General features: G+C 62.3%; 24 protein-coding genes, 1 tRNA gene and 1 pseudogene. 14 read left to right on the forward strand and 12 right to left on the reverse strand.

Going from position 1 to position 26,630, the window contains the following annotated elements:
* Positions 1-32: 32 nt before the first annotated feature.
* A complete protein-coding gene (locus tag LB556_RS14095) occupies positions 33-2,060 on the forward strand; it encodes an aldo/keto reductase (RefSeq protein WP_224567959.1) in 2,028 nt (675 codons plus the stop codon).
* A gap of 65 nt (positions 2,061-2,125) precedes the next feature.
* On the opposite strand, the gene LB556_RS14100 is transcribed toward LB556_RS14095, so the two are convergent.
* Complete coding sequence (locus LB556_RS14100) at positions 2,126-3,034, reverse strand: AraC family ligand binding domain-containing protein (RefSeq protein WP_224567960.1); 909 nt, start codon at positions 3,032-3,034, stop codon at positions 2,126-2,128.
* Between the two features lie 213 nt (positions 3,035-3,247).
* Between LB556_RS14100 and LB556_RS14105 the strand changes: the two genes are divergently transcribed.
* The 6 genes and pseudogenes from LB556_RS14105 (at position 3,248) to LB556_RS14130 (ending at position 12,281) form a co-directional block, all read left to right on the forward strand.
* On the forward strand, positions 3,248-4,714 hold the full coding sequence (locus tag LB556_RS14105) for an alpha-glucosidase/alpha-galactosidase (protein WP_224567961.1): 1,467 nt from the start codon (positions 3,248-3,250) through the stop codon (positions 4,712-4,714).
* Positions 4,715-4,870: 156 nt separating this feature from the next.
* Complete coding sequence (locus LB556_RS14110) at positions 4,871-6,952, forward strand: ABC transporter substrate-binding protein (RefSeq protein ID WP_224567962.1); 2,082 nt, start codon at positions 4,871-4,873, stop codon at positions 6,950-6,952.
* 116 nt (positions 6,953-7,068) lie between these two features.
* Entirely contained in the window at positions 7,069-8,076 is a 1,008-nt protein-coding gene (locus LB556_RS14115) for an ABC transporter permease (protein ID WP_224567963.1), read from the forward strand.
* The gene (locus LB556_RS14120) at positions 8,077-9,213 is read left to right on the forward strand and encodes an ABC transporter permease (RefSeq protein WP_224567964.1); all 1,137 of its coding nucleotides are present in this window, start codon (positions 8,077-8,079) and stop codon (positions 9,211-9,213) included.
* Positions 9,214-9,223: 10 nt separating this feature from the next.
* Positions 9,224-10,891 (forward strand): annotated as a pseudogene (locus tag LB556_RS14125) (ABC transporter ATP-binding protein).
* Positions 10,892-10,910: 19 nt separating this feature from the next.
* On the forward strand, positions 10,911-12,281 hold the full coding sequence (locus tag LB556_RS14130) for an alpha-glucosidase/alpha-galactosidase (RefSeq protein ID WP_224567965.1): 1,371 nt from the start codon (positions 10,911-10,913) through the stop codon (positions 12,279-12,281).
* Between the two features lie 15 nt (positions 12,282-12,296).
* Here LB556_RS14130 and yacG read toward each other — a convergent pair whose 3' ends face one another.
* The 9 genes from yacG to LB556_RS14175 form a co-directional block, all read right to left on the reverse strand.
* Complete coding sequence (yacG, locus tag LB556_RS14135) at positions 12,297-12,494, reverse strand: DNA gyrase inhibitor YacG (protein WP_224567966.1); 198 nt, start codon at positions 12,492-12,494, stop codon at positions 12,297-12,299.
* Entirely contained in the window at positions 12,491-13,117 is a 627-nt protein-coding gene (locus LB556_RS14140) for a Maf-like protein (RefSeq protein WP_224567967.1), read from the reverse strand. Before LB556_RS14140 ends, yacG begins: the two co-directional genes overlap by 4 nt.
* Positions 13,118-13,140: 23 nt before the next feature.
* Positions 13,141-13,359, reverse strand: a complete 219-nt coding sequence (gene infA / locus LB556_RS14145; protein ID WP_006329283.1) for a translation initiation factor IF-1 — start codon at positions 13,357-13,359, stop codon at positions 13,141-13,143.
* 201 nt (positions 13,360-13,560) lie between these two features.
* Positions 13,561-14,031, reverse strand: a complete 471-nt coding sequence (locus tag LB556_RS14150) for a low molecular weight phosphatase family protein (RefSeq protein WP_224568120.1) — start codon at positions 14,029-14,031, stop codon at positions 13,561-13,563.
* Positions 14,019-14,504, reverse strand: a complete 486-nt coding sequence (locus tag LB556_RS14155; RefSeq protein ID WP_224567968.1) for a UPF0262 family protein — start codon at positions 14,502-14,504, stop codon at positions 14,019-14,021. Before LB556_RS14155 ends, LB556_RS14150 begins: the two co-directional genes overlap by 13 nt.
* 6 nt (positions 14,505-14,510) lie before the next feature.
* Complete coding sequence (gene hisD, locus LB556_RS14160; RefSeq protein WP_224567969.1) at positions 14,511-15,803, reverse strand: histidinol dehydrogenase; 1,293 nt, start codon at positions 15,801-15,803, stop codon at positions 14,511-14,513.
* 7 nt (positions 15,804-15,810) lie between these two features.
* On the reverse strand, positions 15,811-16,242 hold the full coding sequence (locus LB556_RS14165) for a DUF2948 family protein (RefSeq protein ID WP_149904320.1): 432 nt from the start codon (positions 16,240-16,242) through the stop codon (positions 15,811-15,813).
* 197 nt (positions 16,243-16,439) lie between these two features.
* On the reverse strand, positions 16,440-17,732 hold the full coding sequence (gene murA, locus LB556_RS14170) for a UDP-N-acetylglucosamine 1-carboxyvinyltransferase (RefSeq protein WP_224567970.1): 1,293 nt from the start codon (positions 17,730-17,732) through the stop codon (positions 16,440-16,442).
* Positions 17,733-17,860: 128 nt separating this feature from the next.
* Positions 17,861-18,073, reverse strand: coding sequence for a hypothetical protein (locus LB556_RS14175; RefSeq protein WP_224568122.1), 213 nt, complete (start codon positions 18,071-18,073; stop codon positions 17,861-17,863).
* Positions 18,074-18,198: 125 nt separating this feature from the next.
* On the opposite strand from LB556_RS14175, the gene LB556_RS14180 reads away from it, so the two are divergent.
* A tRNA-Thr gene (locus LB556_RS14180) sits at positions 18,199-18,273 on the forward strand.
* Positions 18,274-18,300: 27 nt separating this feature from the next.
* Here the strand turns inward: LB556_RS14180 and LB556_RS14185 are convergent.
* A complete protein-coding gene (locus LB556_RS14185) occupies positions 18,301-18,912 on the reverse strand; it encodes a hypothetical protein (protein WP_224567971.1) in 612 nt (203 codons plus the stop codon).
* Between the two features lie 322 nt (positions 18,913-19,234).
* On the opposite strand from LB556_RS14185, the gene LB556_RS14190 reads away from it, so the two are divergent.
* Positions 19,235-19,942 (forward strand): hypothetical protein, encoded by a 708-nt coding sequence (locus tag LB556_RS14190; RefSeq protein WP_224567972.1) that lies wholly within the window; start codon positions 19,235-19,237, stop codon positions 19,940-19,942.
* Between the two features lie 106 nt (positions 19,943-20,048).
* A complete protein-coding gene (locus tag LB556_RS14195; RefSeq protein WP_224567973.1) occupies positions 20,049-20,405 on the forward strand; it encodes a hypothetical protein in 357 nt (118 codons plus the stop codon).
* A gap of 230 nt (positions 20,406-20,635) precedes the next feature.
* On the opposite strand, the gene LB556_RS14200 is transcribed toward LB556_RS14195, so the two are convergent.
* Entirely contained in the window at positions 20,636-20,806 is a 171-nt protein-coding gene (locus tag LB556_RS14200) for a hypothetical protein (RefSeq protein WP_224567974.1), read from the reverse strand.
* Between the two features lie 183 nt (positions 20,807-20,989).
* Between LB556_RS14200 and LB556_RS14205 the strand changes: the two genes are divergently transcribed.
* The 4 genes from LB556_RS14205 (at position 20,990) to LB556_RS14220 (ending at position 26,626) form a co-directional block, all read left to right on the forward strand.
* Entirely contained in the window at positions 20,990-21,763 is a 774-nt protein-coding gene (locus LB556_RS14205) for a DUF4145 domain-containing protein (protein ID WP_224567975.1), read from the forward strand.
* Between the two features lie 365 nt (positions 21,764-22,128).
* A complete protein-coding gene (locus tag LB556_RS14210; protein WP_224567976.1) occupies positions 22,129-23,271 on the forward strand; it encodes a hypothetical protein in 1,143 nt (380 codons plus the stop codon).
* A 229-nt stretch (positions 23,272-23,500) separates the two neighbouring features.
* Entirely contained in the window at positions 23,501-25,138 is a 1,638-nt protein-coding gene (locus LB556_RS14215; protein WP_224567977.1) for a DUF882 domain-containing protein, read from the forward strand.
* A gap of 93 nt (positions 25,139-25,231) precedes the next feature.
* Positions 25,232-26,626 (forward strand): multicopper oxidase family protein, encoded by a 1,395-nt coding sequence (locus LB556_RS14220; RefSeq protein ID WP_224567979.1) that lies wholly within the window; start codon positions 25,232-25,234, stop codon positions 26,624-26,626.
* Positions 26,627-26,630: the final 4 nt, after the last annotated feature.

A 26,630-nucleotide genomic window follows, 5' to 3' on the forward strand; every position in this document is an offset into this window, starting at 1 on the left:
CCGCCCCTTTCCCAGCCCGCAAGGAGAATGACATGACTTCAACCACACCCATTCGCTGGGGCATTCTTGGGCCGGGCGGCATCGCCAAGGCCTTCGCCGGCGGCGTCGCCGGTTCGCGCACCGGGAAACTGGTCGCCATCGGTGCGCGCAACCCCGGCAAGCCTGGCTTGGCCGAGAGCTTCCCCGGCACCCGCATCCTCGACGGTTATGACGCTCTTCTCTCCGATCCGGAGATCGACGCGATCTATATCGCGGTCCCGCATCCCGGCCATGTGCACTGGGCGATCTGGGCGGCGGAAGCCGGAAAGCATGTGCTGTGCGAAAAGCCGCTCGCGCTGACCGCCTTCGAGGCCGACGCCATGATGCACGCCGCGCGCAAGGCAGGCACTTTTCTCGGCGAAGCTTTCATGTACCGGCTGCATCCGCAGACGTTGAAACTGGTGGACCTGGTCAAGTCGGGCGTCATCGGCGAGATCAGGATGATCAAGTCGAGCTTCGGCTTTGCCATGCCTGATTTCATGCCGGAGCACCGGCTCTATGCCAATGACCTCGCCGGCGGCGGCATTCTCGACGTCGGCGGCTATCCCGTCTCGATGGTGCGGCTGATTGCGGGTGCCGCCATCGGAGCGCCTTTCGCTGAGCCCGACAAGGTGGTCGGCGCGGCGCATCTCGGTCAATCCGGCGTCGATGAATGGGCCTCGGCCATCTTGCATTTTCCGGGCGGCATCGTCGCCGAAGTCTCCTGCAGCATCTCGCTCAACCAGGACAATGTCCTGCGTATCTTCGGCACAAAGGGGCGTATCGAGGTGCCCGACTTCTGGTTCGCCGGCGGCGACCGCGATGTCGGCCTCGGCCGGATCGACGTGATCGGTGCCGACGGCGCGCAAGAGACCATCAGCGTCAACGAGAAGCGCCATGTCTATTCCTTCGAGGTCGATGCCGCCGGCGAGGCGATCCGCGCCGGGCGGCAGGAATTCGCCTGGCCGGGCATGGGCTGGGCCGAAAGCCTCGGCACCTTGCGCGTGCTCGACAGATGGCGCGCGGCGGTGGGGCTGGAATATGAGATCGAGAAGGCGTCGCTGCGCACCAACACCATCTCCGGGCGGCCTTTGCGTTCGGGTGGCACGGCGATCGGCAAGCGCACCATTCCCGGTCTGTCGAAGCTGGCGTCGGTGGTGGCGCTCGGCTTCGAGGATTTCCGCACTTTCTCCTCGGGTTCGATCCTGCTCGACGCTTTTTTCGAGGCCGGTGGCAATCTGTTCGACACTGGCTATGTCTATGGCGGCGGCTACACCGAGACGCTGCTTGGCCAGTGGCTCAAGAACCGGGGCGTGCGCGGGCAATCGGCGATCATCGCCAAGGGAGCGCATTCGCCGCTGTGCTATCCCGACGTGATCGGCAAGCAGCTTGCCCAGTCGCTCGACCGTCTGCAGACCGACCATGTCGATATCTATTTCATGCATCGCGACAATCCGGACGTGCCGGTCGGCGAGTTCGTCGACGCGATGGATCGCGAGGTGAAGGCCGGCCGTATCCGAGGTCCGTTTGGCGGCTCGAACTGGACGATGCAGCGCATGGACGAGGCCATTGCCTACGCCGAGCGGACCGGCAAGCAGAAGCCCGGAGCCCTCTCCAACAACTTCTCGCTGGCCGAAATGCTGGAGCCGATCTGGGCCGGCTGCGTCACCTCGTCCACCGATGACTGGAAAGCCTGGCTGACAACCAGGCAGATGCCGAATTTCGCCTGGTCGAGCCAGGGACGCGGCTTCTTCACCGATCGCGCAGGACGCGACAGGCATGACAGTGACGAACTGGTGCGGGTCTGGTATTCGGAGCGGAATTTCGGTCGCCGCGACCGGGCGATCGAACTGGCCGCGAAGCTGGGCAAGAGCCCGATCCACATCGCGCTGGCCTATGTGCTCAATCAGCCCTTCCCGTCGGTGCCGCTGATCGGCCCGCGCACGCTGGGCGAACTGGACGACAGCCTGCGAGCGCTCGACATCACGCTGTCGCGCGACGACCTCGAATGGCTGGACGGCGACACCTTGCACGCTGCCTGATGCATGTCGCCCAAAACTGCGCAGCGGTTTTGCGACAACGACATGCGTAAAAGTCAAGGCCGGCGTCAGTCCCCGTCATTCGACGCTCTGACGCCGCGTCTGGCCGGAGTTCTTATGCTGGCATACATGCCGGTGGTGCGGAATTGGCCCGGACTAATGCCGTATAAGCGACGAAAGACTTTCGAAAAATAGTTCGGGTCCTCGAAGCCGCACAGAATGGCGACTTCCTTCACTGGCAGGAAGTCTGCCTTGGTCAAGAGCTTGGCCGCGCGTTGCAGACGCTGCTGCAGCACGAACTCGGCGGGCGGGATGCCTTCGCTCTCGGCGAAGCGGCGCGAGAAGTGGGCCCGGCTGAGCCCGCTGATCTCAACCAGATCCGCCACCGGCAGCGGCTTGTCGAGATTGGCGTTGATGTGATCGATGATCGGCTGCATGGCGCTCTGTTTTTCGGCGAAGGCGTGCGAGCCGAACACATCGTCATAGAGCGCCATCGCAGCCTCGTAGGCGATGGCCGAAGCAGCGCCTGGCGACGCGGCCCCCTTGATCAGGCGAAGACTGCAATCGGCGAGATGATCGACCGTCGCCGGCTGCAGCCTAAACACCGGCCCCGACACGTCGAGGATCGATTTGTGGATGCGCAACGCCTCCTCGCCGTTCATCGAGATCCAGAAATATTCCCAGCGCTCGTCCCTGGCCAGCCAGTAGCGGTGGTTGTGCGGCACCAGAACCAGCAGCGTGTCGTTCGCCTGCAGGCGGTAATCGCGGTTCTCGTAGCGCAGCCTGCCGATGCCGCTGATCGTGTGCTGGAGCACGGTGAACGGTGTCTGGCCGCGCTTTCGCCCGTCCCAGTCATAGGTCACGTCCTCACGCACCTCATAGCCCGTGCTGGTCGGCATCGCATGCAGGCGCTGGCGGCCGCGCGGCAGCGAGACCGTCCGCATCGACTGTCCATTGGCGATCAAATCCCGCAGCACAAAATTACCCCTGAAAGCATAATCCTTCTCTGGCCGCGCCCGCGAATAAGCGCATAATCCCGCCTCGAAGAACGCGCGCAACCCGTGATCGAGGAGCGGGCGGGAGGAGAGAAGGCCGGATTTCGGTTTGAATGGCCTGCATGCCAAGGCGTGTGGCGTTTTCCTCCCCTTACTGCTCCTTGCCTAACATTCGATTGGATCGAGGTGAAGGTGATGAGTTTCAAAATCGCTATTATCGGCGCCGGCAGCGTCGGCTTCACCAAGAAGTTGTTCACCGACATCCTGTGCGTGCCGGAATTCAAGGACATTGAATTCGCGCTGACCGACATCAGCGAGCACAATCTCGGGATGATCAAGGCGATCCTCGACAGGATCGTCGAGGCGAACGGATTGCCGACCAGGGTGACCGCGACAACCGCTCGCCGCAAGGCGATCGAGGGCGCGCGCTATATCATCAGCTGCGTACGGGTCGGTGGTCTCGAAGCCTATGCCGACGATATCCGCATTCCCTTGAAATACGGTATCGACCAGTGCGTCGGCGACACCATCTGCGCCGGCGGTATCCTCTACGGTCAGCGCAACATTCCGGTGATTCTCGATTTCTGCCGGGATATTCGCGAGGTCGCCGAGACGAACGCGAAATTCCTCAACTACGCCAACCCGATGGCGATGAACACCTGGGCGGCGATCGAATACGGCAAGGTCGACACGGTCGGCCTCCGCCACGGCGTCCAGCACGGCGCCGAACAGATCGCGGTGGTGCTGGGTGCGAAATCGCCGCGGGAACTCGACTACGTCTGTTCCGGCATCAACCACCAGACGTGGTTCATCGAGTTGCGGCTGAACGGCCGTGAAATCGGCAAGGACGAACTGATCGCCGCTTTCGAGGCGCACCCGGTCTATTCCCGGCAGGAGAAGCTTCGCATCGATGTGCTCAGGCGTTTCGGCGTCTATTCGACCGAAAGCAATGGCCATCTCTCCGAATACCTGCCCTGGTACCGCAAGCGCCCCGACGAGATCACGCGCTGGATCGACATGTCGGACTGGATCCATGGCGAGACCGGCGGCTACCTCCGCTATTCCACGGAAACCCGCAATTGGTTCGAGACCGAATATCCGCAATTCCTCGAAGCGGCTTCGAAGCCGATCGATCCGCAAAAGCGCTCCAACGAGCATGCCAGCCACATATTGGAGGCGCTGGAGACCAACCGCGTCTACCGTGGCCACTTCAATGTCAAGAATAACGGCGTCGTCACCAACCTGCCACCGGATGCCATCGTCGAATCGCCGGGCTTCGTCGATCGCTTCGGCATCAACATGGCCGCCGGCATCACGCTGCCGGAAGCTTGTGCCGCCACCTGCATGGCCTCGGTCAATGTCCAGCGCATGTCGGTCCATGCCGCCATATCCGGCGACATCGATCTTCTGAAGCTCGCCGTGCTGCATGACCCGCTGGTCGGCGCGGTCTCGACCCCGGAGGAGGTCTGGCAGATGGTCGACGAAATGGTCGTCGCCCAGGCGCAATGGTTGCCGCAATATGCTCATGCTGTTCCGGCGGCCAAGGAGCGGCTGTCGAAATCCTTGGTCAAGACAAGCGAATGGGCCGGCGCCGCGCGGCGCAACGTGCGCTCGATCGAGGAATTGCGCGCCGAAAAAGCCGCATTGAAACAGACCGGCTGAAAAATCGGGCGCCGCGGGGGGATCCAGGGAGGCAGGTCCACCGCAGTCAGTCGTCCTGGAGCAATTCCAGAAGAAATGCAGTGCGGTTCTCCGTCAGGACTGCGTACAGGCATGGACTAGACGAGCAGCAAACGTCTGAACACGAGGGAGGAGACAATGAGGAACCTACGCAGCATTGGCATTGCCGCCGGACTGGCGCTGAGCGTCTCCGTTTGGGCGCTCAACGCTTTCGCTTCCGAACCGACCGTCCCGCCGGTGCCGGCGACGTTTCCGGCGGAGGGCAAGATCAGGTATGTGGCGCGCGACTCCATCCTGGAGTTCAAGGCGCTGCCCGCCTATCACGAGCCCGACTGGGTTACGGAAAAATACGTCAAGACCGGCAAGCTGCCGCCGGTGAAGGACCGGCTGCCGAAAGAGCCGCTGGTCTTCAAGACCGCCAACATGCCTGACGGTACAGGCGTCTATGGCGATACGATGCGCCATGTCATCGGCGGCCGGCCGGAAGGCTGGAATTACGGCGCCGGCCAGACCCAAGGCTGGGGCGGCATCGACATCGGCCTTTCCGAATGCCTGACGCGTACCGCGCCGCTTTTCCAGGTCGAGGCCAAGGACACCGAGCCGCTGCCCAACCTGGCCAAAAGCTGGGACTGGTCGACGGACGGCCACAAGCTGACCATGCACCTGATCGAAGGTGCCAAATGGTCGGATGGCGTTCCCTTCAACGCCGACGACGTCATGTTCTACTGGGACGACGAAGTCATGGACCCCAACGTCTCGCCGCTCAATGGCGCCACTCAGGATACCTTCGGCGTCGGCACGACGCTCAAGAAGATCGACGACTACACCGTCGAGTGGACCTTCAAGGACGCCTTCCCGAAACAGCACCTCTACGCAATGGCCTATGGTACCTTCTGCCCTGGCCCCTCTCATATCTTGAAGCCGCAGCACCCGAAATATTCGAAAAACACCTACGAACAGTTCAAGAACGCCTTCCCGCCGGAATACATGAACATGCCTGTCATGGGCGCCTGGGTGCCGGTCGAATATCGGGCCGACGACATCATCGTCATGCGCCGCAACCCCTACTATTGGAAGGTGGACGAGAAGGGCAACCAACTGCCCTATCTCAACGAGCTGCATTACAAACTGTCGACCTGGGCCGACCGCGACGTCCAGGCGGTGGCTGGCTCGGGCGACTTCTCCAACCTGGAGCAACCGGAAAACTTCGTCGCTTCGCTGAAGCGCGCGGCGGAGGCGAATGCGCCGGCGCGCCTTGCCTTCGGCCCGCGTCTGATCGGCTACAACCTGCGCCTGAACTTTTCCGCGAACGGCTGGGGCAACCCGGACGAACGCGGCCAAGCGATCCGCGAGTTGAACCGCAACGAGGATTTCCGCAAGGCCGTCACCATGGCGCTTGACCGCAAGGCGCTGGGCAGTTCCCTCGTCAAGGGACCGTTCACCGCGATCTATCCGGGCGGCCTCTCCTCGGGCACCAGCTTCTACGACCGCAAATCCACCGTCTACTATCCTTTCGACCTCGAGGCCGCCAAAGCCGAACTCGCCAAGGCCGGCCTGAAGGACACCGACGGCGATGGTTTCGTCAACTTTCCATCCGGGACCGCCGGCGGCAAGAATGTCGAGATCGTGATGCTGGTCAACAACGACTACACAACTGACAAGAGCCTCGCCGAAGGCGTGGTCGCGCAGATGGAGAAGCTTGGCCTCCGGATCGTGCTTAACGGGCTTAACGGCACCCAGCGCGACGCCACGCAATATTCAGGCCGCTTCGACTGGCTGATCCGGCGCAATGAGCAGGAGCTGACCTCCGTGGTGCAGAACACCGTGCAGCTCGCTCCAGTCGGTCCCAAGACCAGCTGGGATCACCGCGCGCCGGAAAGCGGCGAGGTCGATCTGATGCCTTTCGAGAAGGATCTCGTCGACATCGTCAACAAGTTCGTCTCGTCAAAAGACAATGACCAGCGCGCCAGCCTGATGAGAGACTTCCAGAAGATTTCGACCGAGCACGTCTATAATATCGGCCTGACGGAATATCCCGGTGCCTTGATCGTCAACAAGCGTTTTTCCAACATTCCTCAGGGCACGCCGATCTTCATGTTTAACTGGGCTGAGGATTCGATCATCCGCGAACGTGTCTTCGTCGCGGCGGACAAGCAGGCGAAATATGAACTGTTCCCTGAAGAGCTTCCCGGCAAACCCGGAGACAAGGGTCCGATGTAAGTTTACCTCCCCTGACCGAGAGAGACCCGGCCGCGCCGCGGGGGGGGCCGGGACAAGCCAACCCTCCGAATGCCGCTCCAAGGGGGCGGCCGGCGAGATGAGGAAGCGGACCGTCCATGTTGCGATTCCTGCTCATGCGCATAGCGTCGGCAATACCGGTTCTCGCAATCTTGAGCCTGGTCACCTTTGCCATCATCCAGGCGCCGCCTGGCGACTATGCCGATTATATCCGCTCGCAACTGATCAACCAGGGCGGAGCCTCCTTCGCCGAGGCCGACGCACAAGCCCAGGCGTATCGTGTCGAACACGGCCTCGACAAGGCGCTGCCCGTCCAATATCTCAACTGGATCGGCGGCATCGTCACCCGCGGCGATTTCGGCTACAGCCTCTACTACAACAAGCCGGTGGCCGACGTCGTCGGCGAGCGCCTGCCGCGCACGCTGCTGCTCGCGCTGGTTTGTCATCTGCTCGCCTCGGTGCTGGGCATCACCTTCGGTATATTGGCGGCGACAAGGCAATACACCTGGATCGATACGACGCTGTCGGCCATCTCCTTCCTCGGCATGACGGTGCCGCGCTTCCTGATGGCGCTGATCATCGTCTATCTCCTGGTCTTCCAGTTCAATGTCTCGGAGATCGGCTCATTCTTCTCGCCGCAATATGGCGGCGCGCCATGGTCGTGGGCCAAGTTCGTCGACCTGGTCAAGCATGTCTGGCCCGTGGTGGCGATCGCCACCTTTGGCGGCCTCGCCTACAATATGCGGGTCATGCGCGGCAATCTGCTCGATACGCTCAACGCGCAATATGTCGAAACGGCCAAGGCCAAGGGCCTGACCGGCGGCGCCGTCGTCATGCGCCACGCCGTGCCCAACGCGCTGCACCCGCTCGTCATGTATCAGGGCGTGGTGCTGCCCTATATGCTGACCGGCGAGATCGAAACGGCGATCATCTTCGCGCTGCCGACCGTCGGTCCGGCGATCGTCGGCTCGATGGCGGTCGGCGACGTGTATGTCACCGCGACCTTCATGATGGTGCTGTCGGCGACGCTGATCGTCGGCAATATCATCGCCGACATGCTTCTCGTCCTGCTCGATCCGCGCGTGCGCCAGTTCGGGGAGGACTAGATGCTGGCACGCGACCCTTCACCATCGCCACTGCCGGACGAGCGAGCCACGGTGGCGCCCGCACGCGGCAATGAGAGCTACATGGCGCTTGTCTGGCGCCGGCTGCAGCGCTCCTGGACCGGTATGGCCGGGCTTTGGCTGGTCGTGCTGCTGCTGGTCATGGCGACGTTCGCCGAATTCCTGGCGCCGATGGACCCGAAGGCGACCGATGTCGGCTTCGCCCCGCCGCAAGTGCCCGTCTTCCACGACAAGGACGGCAATTTCACCGCGCGACCGAGGGTCTACGCGCTGGCCGATTCGGCCGACCTCGATCCTGTCACCTTCCAGCCCATCGTCGGGCCCGACTACGATCATCCGAGGCTGCTTGGCTTCTTTGTCGAAGGCGCACCCTACAAGCTCTTCGGGCTGATACCGTCGAGCCTGCATTTCTTCGCCTCGACGGACGGCCAGCCGGTGCACTTTCTCGGCACCGACAAATTCGGCCGCGATGTGCTGTCGCGCGCCATTCACGGCTCGCGCGTTTCGCTGATGATCGCGCTGACGGTCGTCTTCATCATTACCGTGATCGGCACCACCGTCGGCATGGTCTCGGGTTATTTCGGCGGCCGGTTCGACGTCTGGATGCAGCGCTTCGTCGACCTGGTGCTCGCCTTCCCGCAACTGCCGCTCTATCTGGCGCTGACGACGCTGATCCCGGTCACCGCGCCGACCAATGTGTTCCTCGCCTTCGTCATCATCGTCATGTCCGCGCTGGGCTGGGCGCAGATGTCGCGCGAGGTGCGCGGCAAGACGCTGGCGCTGGCACGCATCGAATATGTGCGCGCCGCCATGGCGGTCGGCGCCACCGACCGGCGCATCATCATGCAGCACATCTTCCCCAATGTGATGAGCCACGTGATCGTCGCCGTGACGCTGGCGATCCCGACAGTGGTTCTCTTGGAATCCTTCCTCGGTTTCCTCGGCTTCGCCGTCAAGCCGCCGCTGATCTCGTGGGGCCTCATGCTGCAGGACACCGCGACCTATTCGGTCATCGGCACCTATCCCTGGATCCTGTCGCCGGTCGGTTTCGTGCTCGTCACCGTCTTTGCCTTCAACGCACTCGGTGACGGCCTGCGCGACGCCGTCGACCCCTATTGAGGTGGCAGGGATGACCGTCGCGCTCGCCGAATCCTTCGCCCCGGTCGTCCGGCACGACCATGACGCACGCTAGGGCCAGCCCGTCATCGATGCCCGCAACATCGAGGTTGCCTTCAAGGTCGTGCATGGCACCGTCGAAGCCGTCAAGGACATCTCGTTCCAGCTCTATCGCGGCGAGACGATCGCCATCGTCGGCGAATCCGGTTCCGGCAAGTCGGTGACGGCACGCACCGTCATGGGTCTGTTGTCGCGGCGCGCCACCGTGTCGCCCAGGTCGAGCGTGGAATATGACGGGCAGGACATCCTGAAGTTTCCCGAACGCGCCCGGCGCAAACTGCGCGGCAACCGCATCTCGATGATCTTCCAGGAGCCGATGAGCTCGCTCAATCCGATCTATACGGTCGGCAGCCAGATCGTCGAGGCTATCAGGGTGCATCGCCAGGTGAGCCGCAAGCAAGCCTGGGCGCGGGCACTCGAGCTGCTGCGGCATGTGCAGATTCCTGAACCCGAAGCGCGGCTCAAGCAATATCCGCACCAGCTCTCGGGCGGACAGCGGCAGCGCGTGATGATCGCCATGGCGCTCGCCAACAATCCCGACGTACTGATCGCCGATGAGCCGACCACCGCGCTCGACGTCACGGTCCAGGCGCAGATACTCAACCTGATCCGTAACCTGCAGAAAGAACTGCGGATGGCGGTGATCCTGATCACCCACGATCTCACCGTGGTGCGCAAGTTCTCCGATTATGTCTATGTCATGCAGCATGGCGAAATGCGCGAACACAACGTCACCGAACGGCTCTTCACCGATCCGCGGCATCCGTACACCCAGCGATTGCTCGGCTCCGCGCCACGCGGTCGACCGCAACCGCTACCGGAGGGCTCCGGCACCATCCTCGAAGCGAACGGCGTGCGCGTCTGCTTCATGCTGCGCCACGGCACGTTCCTCAAACCGGACTGGCGCGAACTGGTTGCCGTCGACGATCTCGGCCTCAAGCTTTGCCGCCACGAAACGCTGGGGTTGGTCGGAGAGTCCGGGTCCGGCAAGACCACCTTCGGCCAGGCGCTGCTGAGATTGACCGATGCCAAGCGCGGCGAGATCCGTTTCGATGGCCAGCCGATCCAGAGCCTGTCGCGGGCGCAGATGCGGCCGCTGCGGTCGCGCATGCAGATCGTTTTCCAGGATCCGTTCTCCTCGCTCAATCCGCGCATGACGATCGGCCAGATCATCGAGGAAGGGTTGGTCGTCAACAGCATCGGCGCGACGCGGCGCGAGCGGGTCGAGCGGGTGCGCGAGGCGCTGGTCAGCGCCGGCATGCCTGGCGATATCCTGTCGCGGTTCCCGCACGAATTCTCCGGCGGCCAGCGGCAGCGCATCGCGATTGCCCGCGCCATCGCGCTCGAACCCGAGTTCATCCTGCTCGACGAGCCGACGTCGGCGCTCGACCTGTCGGTGCAGGCGCAGATCATCGATCTGCTGCGCAAGCTGCAGGATGAGCGCGGCTTGAGCTACCTCTTCATTTCGCACGACCTGAAAGTGGTGCGCGCCCTGTGCCACCGCGTCATCGTCATGCAGCACGGCAAGATCGTCGAGCAGGGACCGGTCGACGACGTCCTTACCAATCCCAAGACCGCCTACACCGAACGGCTCGTCAGGGCCGCTTTCGACGTGGCCTGAACACATGCCGGAGGTTAGCGTGGCAAGACATCCCAGGATCACTTTCATCGGCGCCGGATCGACGGTGTTCATGAAGAATATCGTCGGCGACGTGCTGCGGCGCCCGGCGCTTTCGGGCGCCACGATCGCGCTGATGGATATCAATCCGCAGCGGCTGGAGGAAAGCGCCGTCGTGGTCAACAAGCTGATCGCCACGCTCGGCGTGAGGGCGAGGGCCGAGACCTATTCCGACCAGCGCAAGGCGCTCGCCGGCGCCGACTTCGTCGTCGTCGCCTTCCAGATCGGCGGCTATGAACCCTGCACGGTCACGGATTTCGAGGTGCCGAAGACTTACGGCCTGCGCCAGACGATCGCTGACACGCTCGGCGTCGGCGGCATCATGCGGGGCCTGAGGACCGTGCCGCATCTTTGGAAGGTCTGCGAGGACATGCTTGCCGTCTGCCCGCAGGCGATCATGCTGCAATACGTCAACCCGATGGCGATCAACACCTGGGCGATATCAGAGAAATTTCCCGAGATCAGGCAGGTCGGTCTGTGCCACTCGGTGCAAGGCACGGCGATGGAACTGGCGCACGACCTCGACCTTCCCTACGACGAGATTCGTTACCGCTCGGCTGGTATCAACCACATGGCTTTCTACCTGAAATTCGAGCATCGCCAGCCGGATGGTTCCTATCGTGACCTCTACCCGGACCTCGTGCGCGCCTATCGAGAGGGCCGCGCGCCCAAGCCTGGCTGGAACCCGCGCTGCCCCAACAAGGTGCGCTACGAGATGCTGACCCGGCTCGGCTATTTCGTCACCGAAAGCTCGGAGCATTTCGCCGAATACACCCCCTATTTCATCAAGGACGGCCGCCCCGACCTGATCGAGAAATACGGCATTCCGCTCGACGAATATCCCAAGCGCTGCGTCGAGCAGATCGAGCGCTGGAAGGACCAGGCGCAGGCCTACCGGTCGGCCCAACGCATCGAGGTCGAGGAGTCCAGGGAGTATGCGTCCTCGATCATGAATTCGGTCTGGACCGGCGAGCCGTCGGTCATCTACGGCAATGTCCGCAACAATGGCTGCATCACCTCGCTGCCCCGCGATTGCGCCGCCGAAGTGCCGTGCCTCGTCGATGCGTCCGGCATCCAGCCGACCTATATCGGGGACCTGCCGCCGCAGCTGACGGCGCTGATCCGCACCAACATCAACGTGCAGGAACTGACGGTGCGGGCGCTGATGAGCGAAAACCGCGAACACATCTACCACGCGGCGATGATGGATCCGCACACGGCGGCCGAACTCGACCTCGACCAGATCTGGTCACTGGTCGATGATCTCCTGGCCGCTCACGGCGACTGGCTGCCTGCCTGGGCGCGCGTGAAACGCAAGAACGAGGCCGCCTGACCGGCGGCGCTCGTCTCATTTCGGCTCGTCGGCGTCCGGTTCTTCCTCGTCGTCGCGGGCGGAGATGACATAGGCGCCCTTCAGCCAGCGATTGAGGTCGATGTCCTTGCAGCGCGTCGAGCAGAACGGATAGGTCTCGCGCGCTGAGGGCTTGCCGCATTCAGGGCAAGGGCGCTTCGGCCGTAGCGGCGTGACTTTGTCGTCCACGCTCATGGTCGCGTGGACGACCAGTTTTGATGGGTCTTGAAACCTTCGCCCGACAGCAGCGCCACCGTCTCATAGAGCGGCAAGCCGACGATGTTGGTGTAGGAGCCGACGAGCTTGACGACGAAGGCGCCGGCCAACCCTTGCACGGCATAGCCTCCGGCCTTGCCGCGCCACTCGCCCGAGGCGACATAGGCGTCGATCTCCGCGCGCGGCAGCCGCTTGAAGCGCACCCGGGTCTCGACGAGCCGCTGGCGCAGTTTGCCGCCCGGCGTGATCAGGCATATGCCGGAATAGACCCGGTGCGAACGTCCGGACAAGAGCCCGAGGCAGTTGGCGGCATCGTCGAGCGTCTCGGCCTTGGGCAGGATGCGCCGCCCGACGGCGACCACCGTGTCGGCGGCCAGCACGAAGCTCGGCGCATGATCCGTCTCGGTCTTCAGCGACGCGAACGCCTTCTCGGCCTTTTCCTTCGACAGGCGTTTGGCCAGCGAGCGCGGATGCTCGGCACGCAGCGGCGTTTCGTCGACGTCGGCTGGCAGGACGCGGTCGGGTTCTATGCCGGCCTGCTGCAAGAGTTCGATACGGCGCGGCGAACCCGAGGCAAGCACCAGCTTTTGCAAAATGCTCATTGCTTTACCGGCCGGGCTTGATCTTACTTGAAGCGGTAGGTGATGCGGCCCTTGGTCAGGTCGTATGGCGTCATCTCGACCAGAACCTTGTCGCCGGTCAGCACGCGGATGCGGTTCTTGCGCATGCGGCCGGCCGTATGGGCGATGATCTCGTGTTCGTTTTCGAGCTTCACCCTGAACATCGCGTTGGGCAACAATTCCGTGACGATACCCGGAAACTCGAGGACTTCTTCCTTCGGCATTCGATACCTTTGCTTGGATGGCGGTTTCCGGCGCCTAGATCATGATGCCGAAAAGTGTGAAGCGGTTTTCGGACGACATCGTGCTCTGCTTCTTTGACCTGGAGGCGGATTCAGATTTCAGGTCGAACGGATCTGAAATCACCCGACTCCAGCCGGAATTTCGGCGGAACCTATATGATAATCGTTCGCTTGTGAACACGCTTAATCCGTTGCTTTTTTTGCTTCTGGAAGCAAGAAACGCCGGCTTATGCGCGACTTCAGCCGCTCGCGCACGTCGCGATAGCTGGCCATGATCTGTTCGCGCGTGCCGCCGGCGCCGGTCGGGTCCGCCGTCGGCCAGTATTCCACCTCGACGGCGAGAGAGCGGGTGAGTTCGAGCGCGGCATGGTGCGCCTCCGGCGCCAGTGTCACGATCAGGTCGAAATAGTCGTCCTCGAGATCGTCCAGCGTCCGTGGATGACGTTCGCCCAGCGTCAAGCCGTCCTCGGTGAGCACGGCATCGACGAACGGGTCGCGCTCGCCGGCGCGCACGCCGGCCGAGGCGACGAAAATGGTGGCGGGCAGCATCCGGCGCGCCAGTTGCTCGGCCATTGGCGAGCGCACGGCATTCATGCCGCACAGGAAGAGGATCGAGCGGGGCAGGGCGCCGGAAACCAGGATCAGCCCCGCCAGTGCAGCACGCAGACCAGCGTGAACAGCCGTCGCGCGGTGTCGAAGTCGATGTCGATCTTGCCGGACAGCCGATCCATCAGGGTCTGCGAGCCCTCATTGTGCAGGCCGCGGCGGCCCATGTCGATCGCCTCGATATGGCTCGGCGTCGAGGAGCGGATGGCGTCGTAGTAGCTCTCGCAGATCATGTAGTAATCCTTGACGATGCGCCTGAGCGGCGTCAGCGACAGGATGTGGGTGACGACGGCGTCGCCGTCCTCGCGCGCCACGGCAAAGACCAGACGGGATTCGGCCAGCGACAGCTTCAGCCGATAAGGACCCGTGCCGCTGTCGTTGACGGGCTGAAAACGGTTTTCCTCGATCAGGTCGAAGATCGCCACCGCCCGCTCATGCTCGACGTCGGGCGTCGAACGGCCGATCGATTCATCGAGTTCGACATCGATCAGTTTTGCGCGGGTTTGATCGGAGCCCGTCATATCGGCCTACATGTTCAGCCGGATCGTGACGGAGCGGCCATGCGCGTCGAGCCCTTCTGCCCGGGCCAGCGTAATGGCTGCTGGCGCCAGCATCCGCAACTGCTCCGGTCCGAGCTTGAGGATCGAGGTTCGCTTGACGAAATCGAGGACCGACAGGCCCGACGAGAAGCGCGCCGAGCGCGCCGTAGGCAGCACATGGTTGGAGCCGCCGACATAGTCGCCGATGGCTTCCGGCGTGTGGCGGCCGAGAAAGACGGCACCGGCATTGCGCATTTTCGCGAGGAAGCCCTCGGCATCGTCGATGGCCAGTTCGACATGCTCGGCCGCGATGCGGTCGACCAGCGGCAGCGATGCTTCGATCGTCGGAACAAGAATGACGGCGCCGAAATCGCGCCAGCTCCGCGCCGCCGTCTCGCCACGCGGCAGGCTCTGCAACTGGCGCTCGACCGCCCGTTCGACGGCTTTGCCGAATGCCGGATCGTCGGTGATCAGGATCGACTGCGCCGACACGTCATGTTCGGCCTGGGCCAGCAGGTCGGCGGCGATCCAGTCCGGATCGTTGTCGCCGTCCGCCACGACGAGCACTTCGGAAGGGCCGGCGATCATGTCGATGCCGACCGTGCCGAACACCTGCCGCTTGGCCGCGGCGACATAGGCATTGCCAGGACCGACGATCTTGGCGACCGGCTTTATCGTCGCGGTGCCATAGGCAAAGGCGGCGATCGCCTGCGCACCGCCGACACGGTAGATTTCGGACACGCCGGCTATGTCGGCGGCCACCAGCACCAATGGCGGTATGGCGCCGCCAGAGGCGGGCACGCAAATGGCGATGCGTTCGACGCCGGCAACCACGGCCGGTATGGCATTCATCAACACCGAGCTCGGATAGCTTGCCGTGCCGCCCGGTACGTAGAGCCCGACGGCTTCGATCGCCGTCCAGCGCCAACCGAGTTCGACCCCCGCGGCATCCGTATAACGATTGTCCTTCGGAAGCTGCCGCTCATGGTAGGCGCGAATGCGGTCGCGCGCGAATTTCAGCGCCTCGATGGTCGGCGCATCGGCGCCATCATAGGCGCTGGCGATTTCGTCCTTCGAGACGGCAATGCCGATGCTTTCGAGGTCGGCACGGTCGAATCGCCTGGAATAGTCGATCAGCGCCGCGTCGCCCTCGGCGCGCACCCGCGCGATGATCTCGCGCACCGCCGCATCGACATCGGCGGACACTTCCCGCTTGGTCGTGAGAAAGGCGGCGAAACGCTGCTCGAAATCGGCGTCGGACTGGCGAAGCGTAATGGCCATCGTGTGCTCAAGCCCTGTGGACGGGGCGCGACGTGGCTTCCCACGCGCCGCCGATATCGGCAAGGCGGGCCTCGATGCACTCGACATCGAGCATGATCGTGCCGCCGCCCGAAAAGATCAGTTCCACGATGCCGGCCGGCTTGCTGATCTCGATGAAGCTGATCGCCAGCAGGGAGAGGATCTCGGCCGGCTTGTCGCGGGCGATGCCGTTGGTCTTGGCGCCCAGCACCCGGTCGAAATGCAGCACGGCCTGCCGTCGTTCATTGTGCTGGCGGAACAGGCCGGACTTGGCCTCCCACACGAAACGGTTCATGGTCAGCACGAAACGCTTGGCCTTGGGCAGGAATTCGAGGTCCGAGACCTTCATCACCGCGTCCTGGAGATGGGCCGAGACGATGCTCAGATCCTGATCGTCGAGCGCAATGAGTTTTAGGGCCATGCGGATTTCACACCTGAAGGTTGGCAACCAGCCTTTCTGTTAGGCGGTCTTTCCGATCGGTGCAACCGCGACAGGAGTCGTGCTGGAGGCAATTGCCGCAGGTTTGCGCTGCCTATCGTCGCCCTGCCGGACGTTCTCTCCGTACAATGACGGAGAAGGACGCTTCGCGGATGATTTCGCCTAGCAACCGCGGGTCGCTAGGCTGAAATACGCTCGATCACCGCGCCGCAATTGGAAAGCTTTTCTTCCAGCCGCTCGAAGCCGCGGTCGAGATGGTAGACACGGTTGACCGTGGTCTCGCCTTCGGCCGCCAGTCCGGCGATGACCAGCGAGACGGAAGCGCGAAGATCGGTCGCCATGACAGGCGCGCCCTTCAGCTTCGTCACGCCGTCGACGATCGCCGTCTGGCCCGAAAGCGTGATGTGGGCGCCGAGCCTTGCCAGTTCCTGGACGTGCATGAAGCGGTTTTCGAAGATCGTCTCGGTGATGCGCGACTTGCCCTTGGCCATGGTCATCAGGCCCATGAACTGCGCCTGCAGGTCTGTCGGGAAAGCCGGGAAGGGCGCCGTCGTCACGTCGACCGGCGAAATGCCGGCGCCATTGCGCTTCACGCGGATGCCGGAATTGGTCTGGGTGATCTCCGCGCCTGTCTGCGAAATCACGTCGAGCGCGGTCTGCAGCAGCTCGGGACGCGCGCCTTCCAGCACGACGTCGCCGCCGGTCATCGCCACCGCCATGGCATAGGTGCCGGTCTCGATGCGGTCGGGAATGACGCGCACGCGCGCGCCTGACAGCGCTTCGACGCCGTCGATGCTGATGGTGGGCGTGCCGGCGCCGGAAATCCTGGCGCCCATGGCGTTGAGGCATTCGGCGAGATTGACGATCTCGGGCTCGCAGGCGGCGTTTTCGAGCACCGTCTCGCCCTTGGCGAGCGAGGCCGCCATCATCAGCACATGCGTGGCACCGACCGAGACCTTGGGGAAGACGTACCGGTTGCCGATGAGACGGCCGTTCCGGGTCTTGGCGATGACGTAGCCGGTGTCGACGTCGATGTCGGCGCCCAGCGCCTGCAGGCCTTCGAGGAACAGGTCGACCGGACGCGTGCCGATGGCGCAGCCGCCGGGCAGCGAGACCTTGGCCTCGCCCATCCGGGCCAGCAGCGGCCCGATCACCCAGAACGAGGCGCGCATCTTGGACACCAGTTCGTAAGGGGCGGTGGTATCGACGATGTTGCGGGCGGAAAAGTTGATGGTGCGCGAATAGCCCTCATTCTGCTTTTCACGGCGGCCATTGACCGAATAGTCGACGCCGTGATTGCCCAGGATGCGGATCAGCTGCTCGACATCGGCCAGATGCGGCACGTTTTCGAGCGTCAGCGTGTCGTCGGTCAGAAGCGAAGCGATCATCAGCGGCAGGGCGGCGTTTTTCGCGCCCGAGATCGGAATGCTTCCGGCAAGCTCGTTGCCGCCGACAATTCTGATGCGATCCATTGGAGAATGTCCCTCTCGGCCAGAAAAGGCCGCTTCAATCGTTTGAGTGTCGGCCCGTCTAGACCATCGGCCGGTTTGGTTCAAGAAATAGGATTTCGTCCACTCCGGCCCAAGAGCGACCGGTTGAGCTAATCTTTCTGCATGTCCTTTGCCGCGCCGAGCCCGTCGGGCCGCTGGTCGGCCTCACCTGTGCGGCGCGAGCGCGACTGCGCCTTGCGCTTCTGCAGATTGGCGCGCAACTGCTCGGCGAGCCTGTTCTTGCGGGTAGTTTCGCTGTTCTTCGGTGGATTTGTCTTGCCGCTCATCATCCCGCCCCGGTTGGCGACCAGCCAACCCGCCATTCAGGGATAGCCAACATTGTGGCGCCGCCATGTCCTGAAAAGCTATCCGGCAAAGCCTTCCACAGAAGCGTTGTTGTTGGCCTTGCGCTTACCGGTTCGATATGGCAGAAGCCCCGCCATCGGCGGCTGCGGTAGCTCAGTGGTAGAGCACTCCCTTGGTAAGGGAGAGGTCGAGAGTTCAATCCTCTCTCGCAGCACCAGATTTCTCCGTCCGGATGGCGCACCAGTTAGCTACGGGGCTGTTGCACCGGAACCACCGTGAGAGGGCGCTTTAGAAATCCCGGCGAAACAGACCAGCCCTTCTTAAGCTCCTCGGCCCGTTCGGTAGCGAACATCAGGACCCCAAAGGAATCCCTGAAGCTGGCAAAGTGACCCGACATGTAGCCGCTTTCGTCGGGAACCACGCTGGCCACCCGAAACTGGTCGCCCACCTGGAAATTGCCCTGGCGAAGGGTACGGCTGGGGCCGCACAACACGATGAAGTCCTTGGGCAATTCCCCGCTGTAGGCGGCAAGGTTCGAGTACCATTGGACCGCAATGGCCCCCTCTGCGGGAAGAATGCGTCCAGTCGTGGTCGCGTGTAACGCAAGCGCCAGCTTCGAGGCGAAGATAGTGAATGCCCTTGCGACTATCGGGCCATCGAGCCGGACGAAGTTCCAACTCGGAAGGCGTGACGCTACATCCTGATAGCGCTTCAAGACGCCAAGTTGGTTCCATTCGGGGTACACTTCCCTGGCGAATCCCGGAATCCTAAGCGCTGAATTGATGAGCCTCTTTACCTCTGCACGCCCGGCTGCCGTCTTCGCGTCGGGCATCATCCGGCTGAAGGTGGCGATCACGAGGTCTGCCTCGCGGGATGCCTCGTTGCACTCCCTACAGGCCCCGAACTCCATACCTTGAGGTCGATGCTTGCCGTCGAAGATGCTGCGGGGAGGGTAGTGCTCCACGGTCTCGCTCGGAGTGTGGCCGCCACAAAAGATGCAGAAGGGTTGTTCCCTTCGGATTCGCTCGGAGAACGTCTCCCGCCGTTTGGCCTCTCCCATCCTATTTTGTACCCCCGTGACAATTAGACATCACGCTGAATTCGTCATTTTCGCAACAAGGAATCGACAACTTGCAGCCAGCAACGCTAGACTTCGGCTAGGGGTAGTGCTTGGGGCCATGTTTCGCGTTTTTTCAATCCTGATTCTGTTGTGTACCGTATCGGCGTTGCTAGGTGCTTCGTCTGCTCGCGCCGGTTTGCAGTTCCAGGCTGGAGAGACTGACGGCGGGCTCCACTACATTTTGGTGTCGGGCGATTTCGCCTATCAAGATGACCTGTCGGTCTTTGAAGCACTGGCGCTGTCGAGTACTGCCAAGGCAGTTACATTTCGCTCTCCCGGCGGCAACATTCAGAAGGCAATGGAGCTGGGTCGGCTAATTCGAAGGCTGGGTTTGGGAACTGCGCAGTTTAGGGTCTCTGAGTGTGCATCCGCTTGCTCATTGGCGTTTCTGGGCGGAGTGATGCGCTTCGCCGAGGCCGGCTCCATTGGCGTCCACAAGTCGTCGTTTCAGGGTGACGTTCCCTTTAGCACTCAAGAGGCGGTGTCCGCCGTCCAGCAAATCACGGCGGACGTTATTACTTACATGATCGAGATGGGCGTGGACCCGGCTCTGCTCCAACTTTTCGCTGCAATACGACAGCAACGACATACGCTACCTCTCCATGAGCGAGATGGCGAAGTACAAGGTTGTCACCCTCACTCCCGACTCGGGGCAACCAACTGTGGCAAGTGCGGTACCATCTCCGATGCCGCCGCCACCGCCCACGCCGCCGACCTTGGCCTCAACGCCGCCGCCCTCTGCCAATCCCTCGCTCGTGATTCCTGAAGCTCATTCCGGCCGGGTAGGGCACCCTAAGGGCTCTGCACCCCTCAAGGCGTTGCCGGAGGGAAAGTCCACGAATGTCGCCATGCTGCGGAATGGGAGCCCAGTGGTGGTCCTGGGCAGTAGCGGCCGCTGGTACCGAGTCCAGGCTGGCAACCAGATCGGCTACATGCACGACACCTGGGTCCATGTTGATCAGTACGATAGCGGCCCATTTGGACGGCGGCACATCCAGGTCAAGAGCTTCAGCAACTACGCAGAGGCCGAGGCTTATGTCCGAACCTCTTCGATACCACTCTCCGCCTATCTTGCAACCAACGGGTGGTATGCGATCACCCTCGCCAACACCTTCGATGAGTCCATGGCGAAGAGCTTGGTCAGTGAGATGAAGGCAAGAGGAGCAATCCCCGACGACGCATACGCAACATTCGGTAACACCTACGTTCGCAAAGTGTGCTGCCAGTAGCCACCGCCAAGGCGGGATCATGACAGCGAGGCAACGGGTACTTTCAGGAGAAGCTTGATGCCGTCGTCCTGGTGCTCGCGCCGTCTGGTAGGGCGAGGAGCGAGCCGCGGGTACTTGCAACCTTGATGCCGCCGCCAAGGCGAACTGCACTCGGATCCCCAAAGCTCATCGCCCACCGCGACGTGCCGGATATGCAATGATGCGTAGGTTTGGGGTGTGGCAGTTGCCTTCTAGTCCCCCAGCCGGCGGACCGCGCTCGCAATCGCCTTGAGCTTTGTCATTGCATCGTCAAGCTCACGACGCGCCTTGCGGATGTCCTCCTTCTTTAGTGCACGGTCGCAATCATCGAGTTCCTGACTGACCACCCTGAGTATTCGCGAGGCGAGATTCGTTGCCGTCACTATGATTACCCCTCCCGTTCTAAACCAAATCGGACGCAGTCAGACGTACTGGGATGTGACAATCGGAATGGCCTCGGTGAAGCCGCATACTAAAGCAAATGCCTCTTGGAGATAGACACATGTTTGCGATTGTCTACTGCACGACCTGAGGGCAGACTTGTAGCCAGGAATCGAGAATCACCAATGGCCAATCTTCCATCGTCGTCCGTACCGCTAGTTCAAGAGGATGCGGCAAGCGGTCTTCGCGAGCCGGGGCATCGAACCGAATACCTTCCCGCCTTCAACAGGACAAAGTTTAGGTGCCCGAGGTGCGGCGTGGTTGCCACGCAATCTTGGTTTGGTCCGTATCTGAAGGACTTTAGAAAGACCAACACTGGATTTGCGCAAGTCGAGGAGCGCATTAGCGATCTCGGTCTTTCCAAATGCGGCGCATGCTCGGCCAAATGTCTGTGGTTTGAAGGCCAGTTGGTTTATCCGTCGCAGTTGACCAACCATGAGGTTCCGGCCGATTTGCCGCCAGAGGTGAGAAAGGATTTCGAGGAAGCGGCTGCAATAGCTGAAGCAAGTCCAAGGGCCGCTGCCGCGTTGCTACGAATGTGCATTGAAGGGCTTTGCAAGAAAGTCGGCGGCAAGCCGAAGTTCGAGGATGCCATAGTTGAACTCGAACAACAGGGCATTCCTAAAGCCATCACAGTGGCAATGGACGTGGTGCGGCTGACGGGAAATGAGGCGCTTCACGGCGGGATTCTCCACGGTTCGGACGACGCGAAGACCGTGGCGACACTGTTTCGTCTCGCCAGCCTGATCGTAAGTTGGGCTATCACTGAGAAAGACGAGCTTCAGGAACTGATATCGAGCATCGGGCCTGAGAAGTTCGCGGGCATCGAAGAACGGCGCGGAAAACCGCCGACAAAACCCCCAAGGCGAAATGAGGAACGACACCGACCGCGATGCTAGATGGTGGCTGACACATTAACATTGCGAGAAAGGTCGACTGTGAATGAATTTTTGGGGACGAGGCCCTACAGTTGCATATGTTGTGGTCCGCTGTTGTGGGGCTGGATACGTTGGCCCTGAAAGCTTTTTATTTTCAATACTGAGGTGTTGCCTCTGAGGGAACTTCAATCCTCTCTCGCAGCACCAGATTTCTCCGAATCTCGAAGTTACCTGCTTTCACGCCCGGCGTGTCGCGCAACCGCAGTTTGGCGCCGCGACATGCCCGTCTCCCTCATCGCACCGGCCATCCATGTCGTTTTCACGCCCCAACGACTTGTCGCGGGCCCGGGTCGATGGCTAAATAAACGCTCACAGGGGAAGGGACCATGGCACTTCACCTTTCGGCGGATGCCCCGGCTTCCGTCGCGGCCGCGCCGCAAAAATATCTGTTTGGGCCGTTCATCGACTTTTTCATGCTTGGCGGCAGCGCGCTTCTGATCCTGCCGGTCCTGTATTTCGTGCCGCTCAGATACGAAGCTGCGCTGACGCTGACGATGTTCTTGCTTTCCCATCTTATAAATCAGCCGCACTTCGGTCATTCGTATCAGATCTTCTACCGCGATTTCGCCCGCAAGGTGCGCGGCGACAGTTACGGCCGCAATCTTCAGATCCGTTACATCGTTGCCGGCATTGTCGTGCCGTTGGCCATGGTCGCCTTCTTCGCCTATGGCGCGGCGACGGAGAACACCCGGCTGCTCGGCTATGCGACCAACGCGATGGGCTTTTTCGTCGGCTGGCACTACGTCAAGCAGGGCTACGGCATGCTCATGGTGGACGCCGTGTTGAAGCGCAAATTCTTCAGCGATCAGGACAAGAAGGTGCTGCTGTTCAACGGCTATGCGGTGTGGCTGTTCGCATGGCTGCAGACCAATGTGGTGATCACCGAAAGACAGTTCTGGGGCCTGAACTACTACACCTTCGCGGTCCCGCCATGGCTCATCACCATCGCCATGGCGGTCGCCGCCGCCTCCTCGGCGGCTACCGCCGTGATGTTCATCAATCGCTGGCGCAGGCATGGTGGCGCGCTGCCGTATAATGGCGTCGTTGCCTATGTCGTGTCCCTCTATGCCTGGATCCTGTTCGTGACGTTGAACCCGCTCTGGCTGCTCGTCGTGCCGGCGATGCATTCCTTGCAGTACCTGGCGGTGGTGTGGCGCTATCAGACCAATGTCGAGCGCGACCGTGCCGATGCCGTCGAGAAGCCGGCATTGAAGAGCCTGTCCATTTTTGGGCCGCTATACAGGTTGCGCGTGCTGGCGTTCATCATCGTGGGCGCAATTCTGGGGGCGCTCGGTTTCTGGCTGGTGCCGATGGCGCTGGCCGACCTCATTCCTTACGACAAGGCAGTGTTCGGCTCATCGCTTTTCCTCTTCATCGCCTGGATATTCATCAACGTGCACCACTACTTCCTGGACAATGTGATGTGGCGGCGAGGCAATCCGGAAGTCTCGAAATATCTGTTCCGCTGAAGCGACCGATCGAACGCATTTCGGCGACCGCCACTTTCGGGCATCCTCGGCACGATCACGATTCGTTAACCAAGATGCTGTTCATCGACAGACGTGTCGTGGGACGGATGACCCGTCGGCCTGGTCAAGCCTGCTTGCCAGGCCGAAGGCTCCGAAAAAGGCTCCGCACCCGGCGAAGACGTCAAATCGCCCGAAACAGGAACCCCGAAACAGGAACAATGTGCAAGGCATGAACGGGATCGAAAGCGAACAGAACGGCGCCTCCCACCGTTGGACACGGTTGCCGGCCTTCATGGTCGCTTTCTTCTGCATGTGCATCACCGATGCCTTTGCCGAAACGCGCGCTCTGCGAATTCAGCATCTCCATACGGGCGAGAAGGCCGAGATCGTTTTCAAGCGCAACGGGCGTTACGATCAGGCGGGATTGAAGAAGATCAATTTCATGCTGCGCGACTGGCGCCGCAACGAGCCGACCCGGATGGATCCGCGCCTGCTCGACCTCGTCTGGCAGGCTTATCGGGCCAGCGGCTCGACGGCCTATATCCATGTTGTCAGCGCCTATCGTTCGCCGGCGACCAACGCCATGCTGCGCGGCCGCTCGAAGGGCGTGGCCCGGGAAAGCCAGCACATGGTTGGCCGCGCCATGGACTTCTTCCTGCCGGATGTGCCGCTGAAGAAGCTGCGCGACATCGGCCTCAAGATGCAGGGCGGCGGCGTCGGCTATTACCCGACCTCCGGTTCGCCCTTCATCCACCTGGACGTCGGCAATGTGCGGCATTGGCCGGGCATCAGCCGCCAGGAGCTTGCCAAGGTCTTCCCGGACGGCAACACGCTGCATGTGCCCAGCGACGGCAAGCCGCTGCCTGGCTACGAACAGGCATTTGCCGCCTACAAGTCACGCAAGGCCGCCGGCACGCCCAGCATCGAACTGGCAAGCGCCGATGGTGGCCAGCGCAGGCCGCCGCGCGGCCTGCTGGCGACACTTTTGGGTGGACGCGGCGCGGACGATGCCGACGATGTCGCGGAAGCGGCGCCGGCGCCACGCAAACCGGCCAGGCCCGTCGAACCCAAACAGACCGAACAGGGCATCGCCATCGTGCCTCCGCAGGATGCCCAGCGCGCTGATATCCAGATCGCTTCCGCCGATCAGGCCGAAGAAGCGACAGCTGGACAGAACGGGAAGTCGCCTGAAGCGATCGTCATGGCGATGGCCCCCGGCACGGTCCCGGTGCCAGCTTTCGCACCGCGCGCCGGGCTCACTGCCAGCATTCAAACCCCGCAAACCGTGCCTTTCGGCACAACCAGCGCATCCACGGCGCGTTCTGAATCGGCGGCGACGGACACCAGGATTCCCTTGGGCAAGGCGGATGCCGCTCCCGCGATTGCCGGCCCGGACATGGTGGCGCTCGACATTCCGTTGCCGACGTGGCGACCGGAAAGCCAGACAAGGCTGACGCGTCGGCCGGAGGCGGGCAAACCTGCCGATGCAATCGGCGCCTTGCTTGCCATGCGTCACGTCGATGACGGTCTCGATCGGCTGGCCGGCCAGCGGATTGCTGCCCCTGCATCGAAACTCGAAGGTCGTGTCAGGACCAGCCCCAAGGCCGACCGTGTCCAGCCACGCCTCGACTCTGAAGCCACCGCCGTCGTCGGGCCCGCGGCGTCGACCGCCCGTCCGCGTGAAAAAGGTCGCGGCATTGCCGGGGGCGCCGGGTCGACACCAGCGACCATCATTGCCGCCAATTTCATCCGCACGGCGCCGGAAAAGGTCTATCTCGATGGATTCCGGCCACGGGGACAGACATCCGATCACCGCCGCTTCACCGGCTCCGCGGTGAAATTCCTGCCCGTCGCCAGCTTCAGATAGAGCAAGAACGCATCCGTTCACTGGCACGCGAGAAACTTCGGCCTCGACCGGTATCGTTGGCAAACCGGCACCGGTTTTCCGTTGGAGCGCAACATGTCCGTATTTACACGCCGCGCACTTCTGAAAACTGCCGCGGTTGCCGGCGCGGGCGGAGCCGGGCTCGCCGCCATGGGCAGGATTGGCGGCTGGGCCGCGGCCGCGCCTGAGCCGGTGATGCTGCGGACGGCGAAAATCCAGGCAAAGCTCATGGATGTCGGCCAGACCAACAATGTGCTGACTTATGGCAATGCGGGAATGCCTCCGGTGCTGCGAATGAAAAAAGGCGAACTCTTCGCCGCGCGCCTTGTCAACGCCATCGACGATCCGACGACCATCCACTGGCACGGCATTCGCCTGCCGAACAAGATGGATGGCGTCCCCTTCCTGGTCCAGCCCTACGTCTACACCGGCGATCATTTCGACTACGCCTTCACGCCGCCCGACGCCGGCACCTTCTGGTACCACCCGCATTGCAACACGCTGGAGCAGATGGGGCACGGCCTGACCGGCGTGATCGTGGTCGAGAACCCGAACGATCCGCAATTCGACGCCGAATTTGTCCTCAACCTGCGTGACTGGCGCCTTGGCGACGATGCTCAATTCAGCGACCAGTTCCGGCCGCGCGATGCGGCGAGGACTGGCACCTACGGCACTGTGCGTACCGCCAACTGGCTCGACCAGCCGCAATATGACGCGCCGGCCGGCGGGTTGGTGCGGCTGCGGATGGCGATCACCGATGTCACCAGAATCTACGCCTTCCGCGTCGACGGCGCCGAAGCTTATGTCATCGCACTGGACGGCAACCCGGTACCGGAGCGTTTCGCGCCCGATGCGCTGCTGCTTGGACCGGGTCAGCGTCTGGAACTCGCTGTCCGCATGCCTGACGACGAGGGTGCGCTTGTGAGCTTGCGGGACGTCAGGGGCACCAAGCCGAAAGCCCTGGCGACGCTGCGCGCGGTTGGAGCCTCCCTCAAACGCGACAGCCGCGATCTCGCACCCCTGGAAATCAATCCGGTGAAAGAAGCGGATCTCGGCTCGGCCCAGCATGTTTCGCTGGCGCTCAGCGCCACGGCGGAGAACGTCCCGAGCGACAGCATATGCGGTTCACTCGGCTACAGTTTCTGGGCGATCAACAAAGTGCCATGGTCGGGCGACACGCCCGATCCGACCGCCCCCTTAGCCGAACTGAAGCTTGGCAAAAGTTACATCATCGACATGGAGAACCTGACGCCGCAATCGCATCCGATGCATCTGCACGGCATGAGCTTCAAGGTGCTTTCGTCCTCAACCCGACCGGTGCGGCCGCTGATTTCGGACACCTACCTCATGCAGCCCAACGAGAAGGTGAGCCTGGGCTTCGTCGCTGACAATCCCGGCGACTGGCTGCTGCACTGCCACATCATCGAGCACCAGAAATCCGGCATGACGAGCTACGTCAGGGTGGTCTGAAGCC

Source organism: Mesorhizobium sp. ES1-4 (genome assembly GCF_020164745.1).
GTDB lineage: Bacteria > Pseudomonadota > Alphaproteobacteria > Rhizobiales > Rhizobiaceae > Mesorhizobium.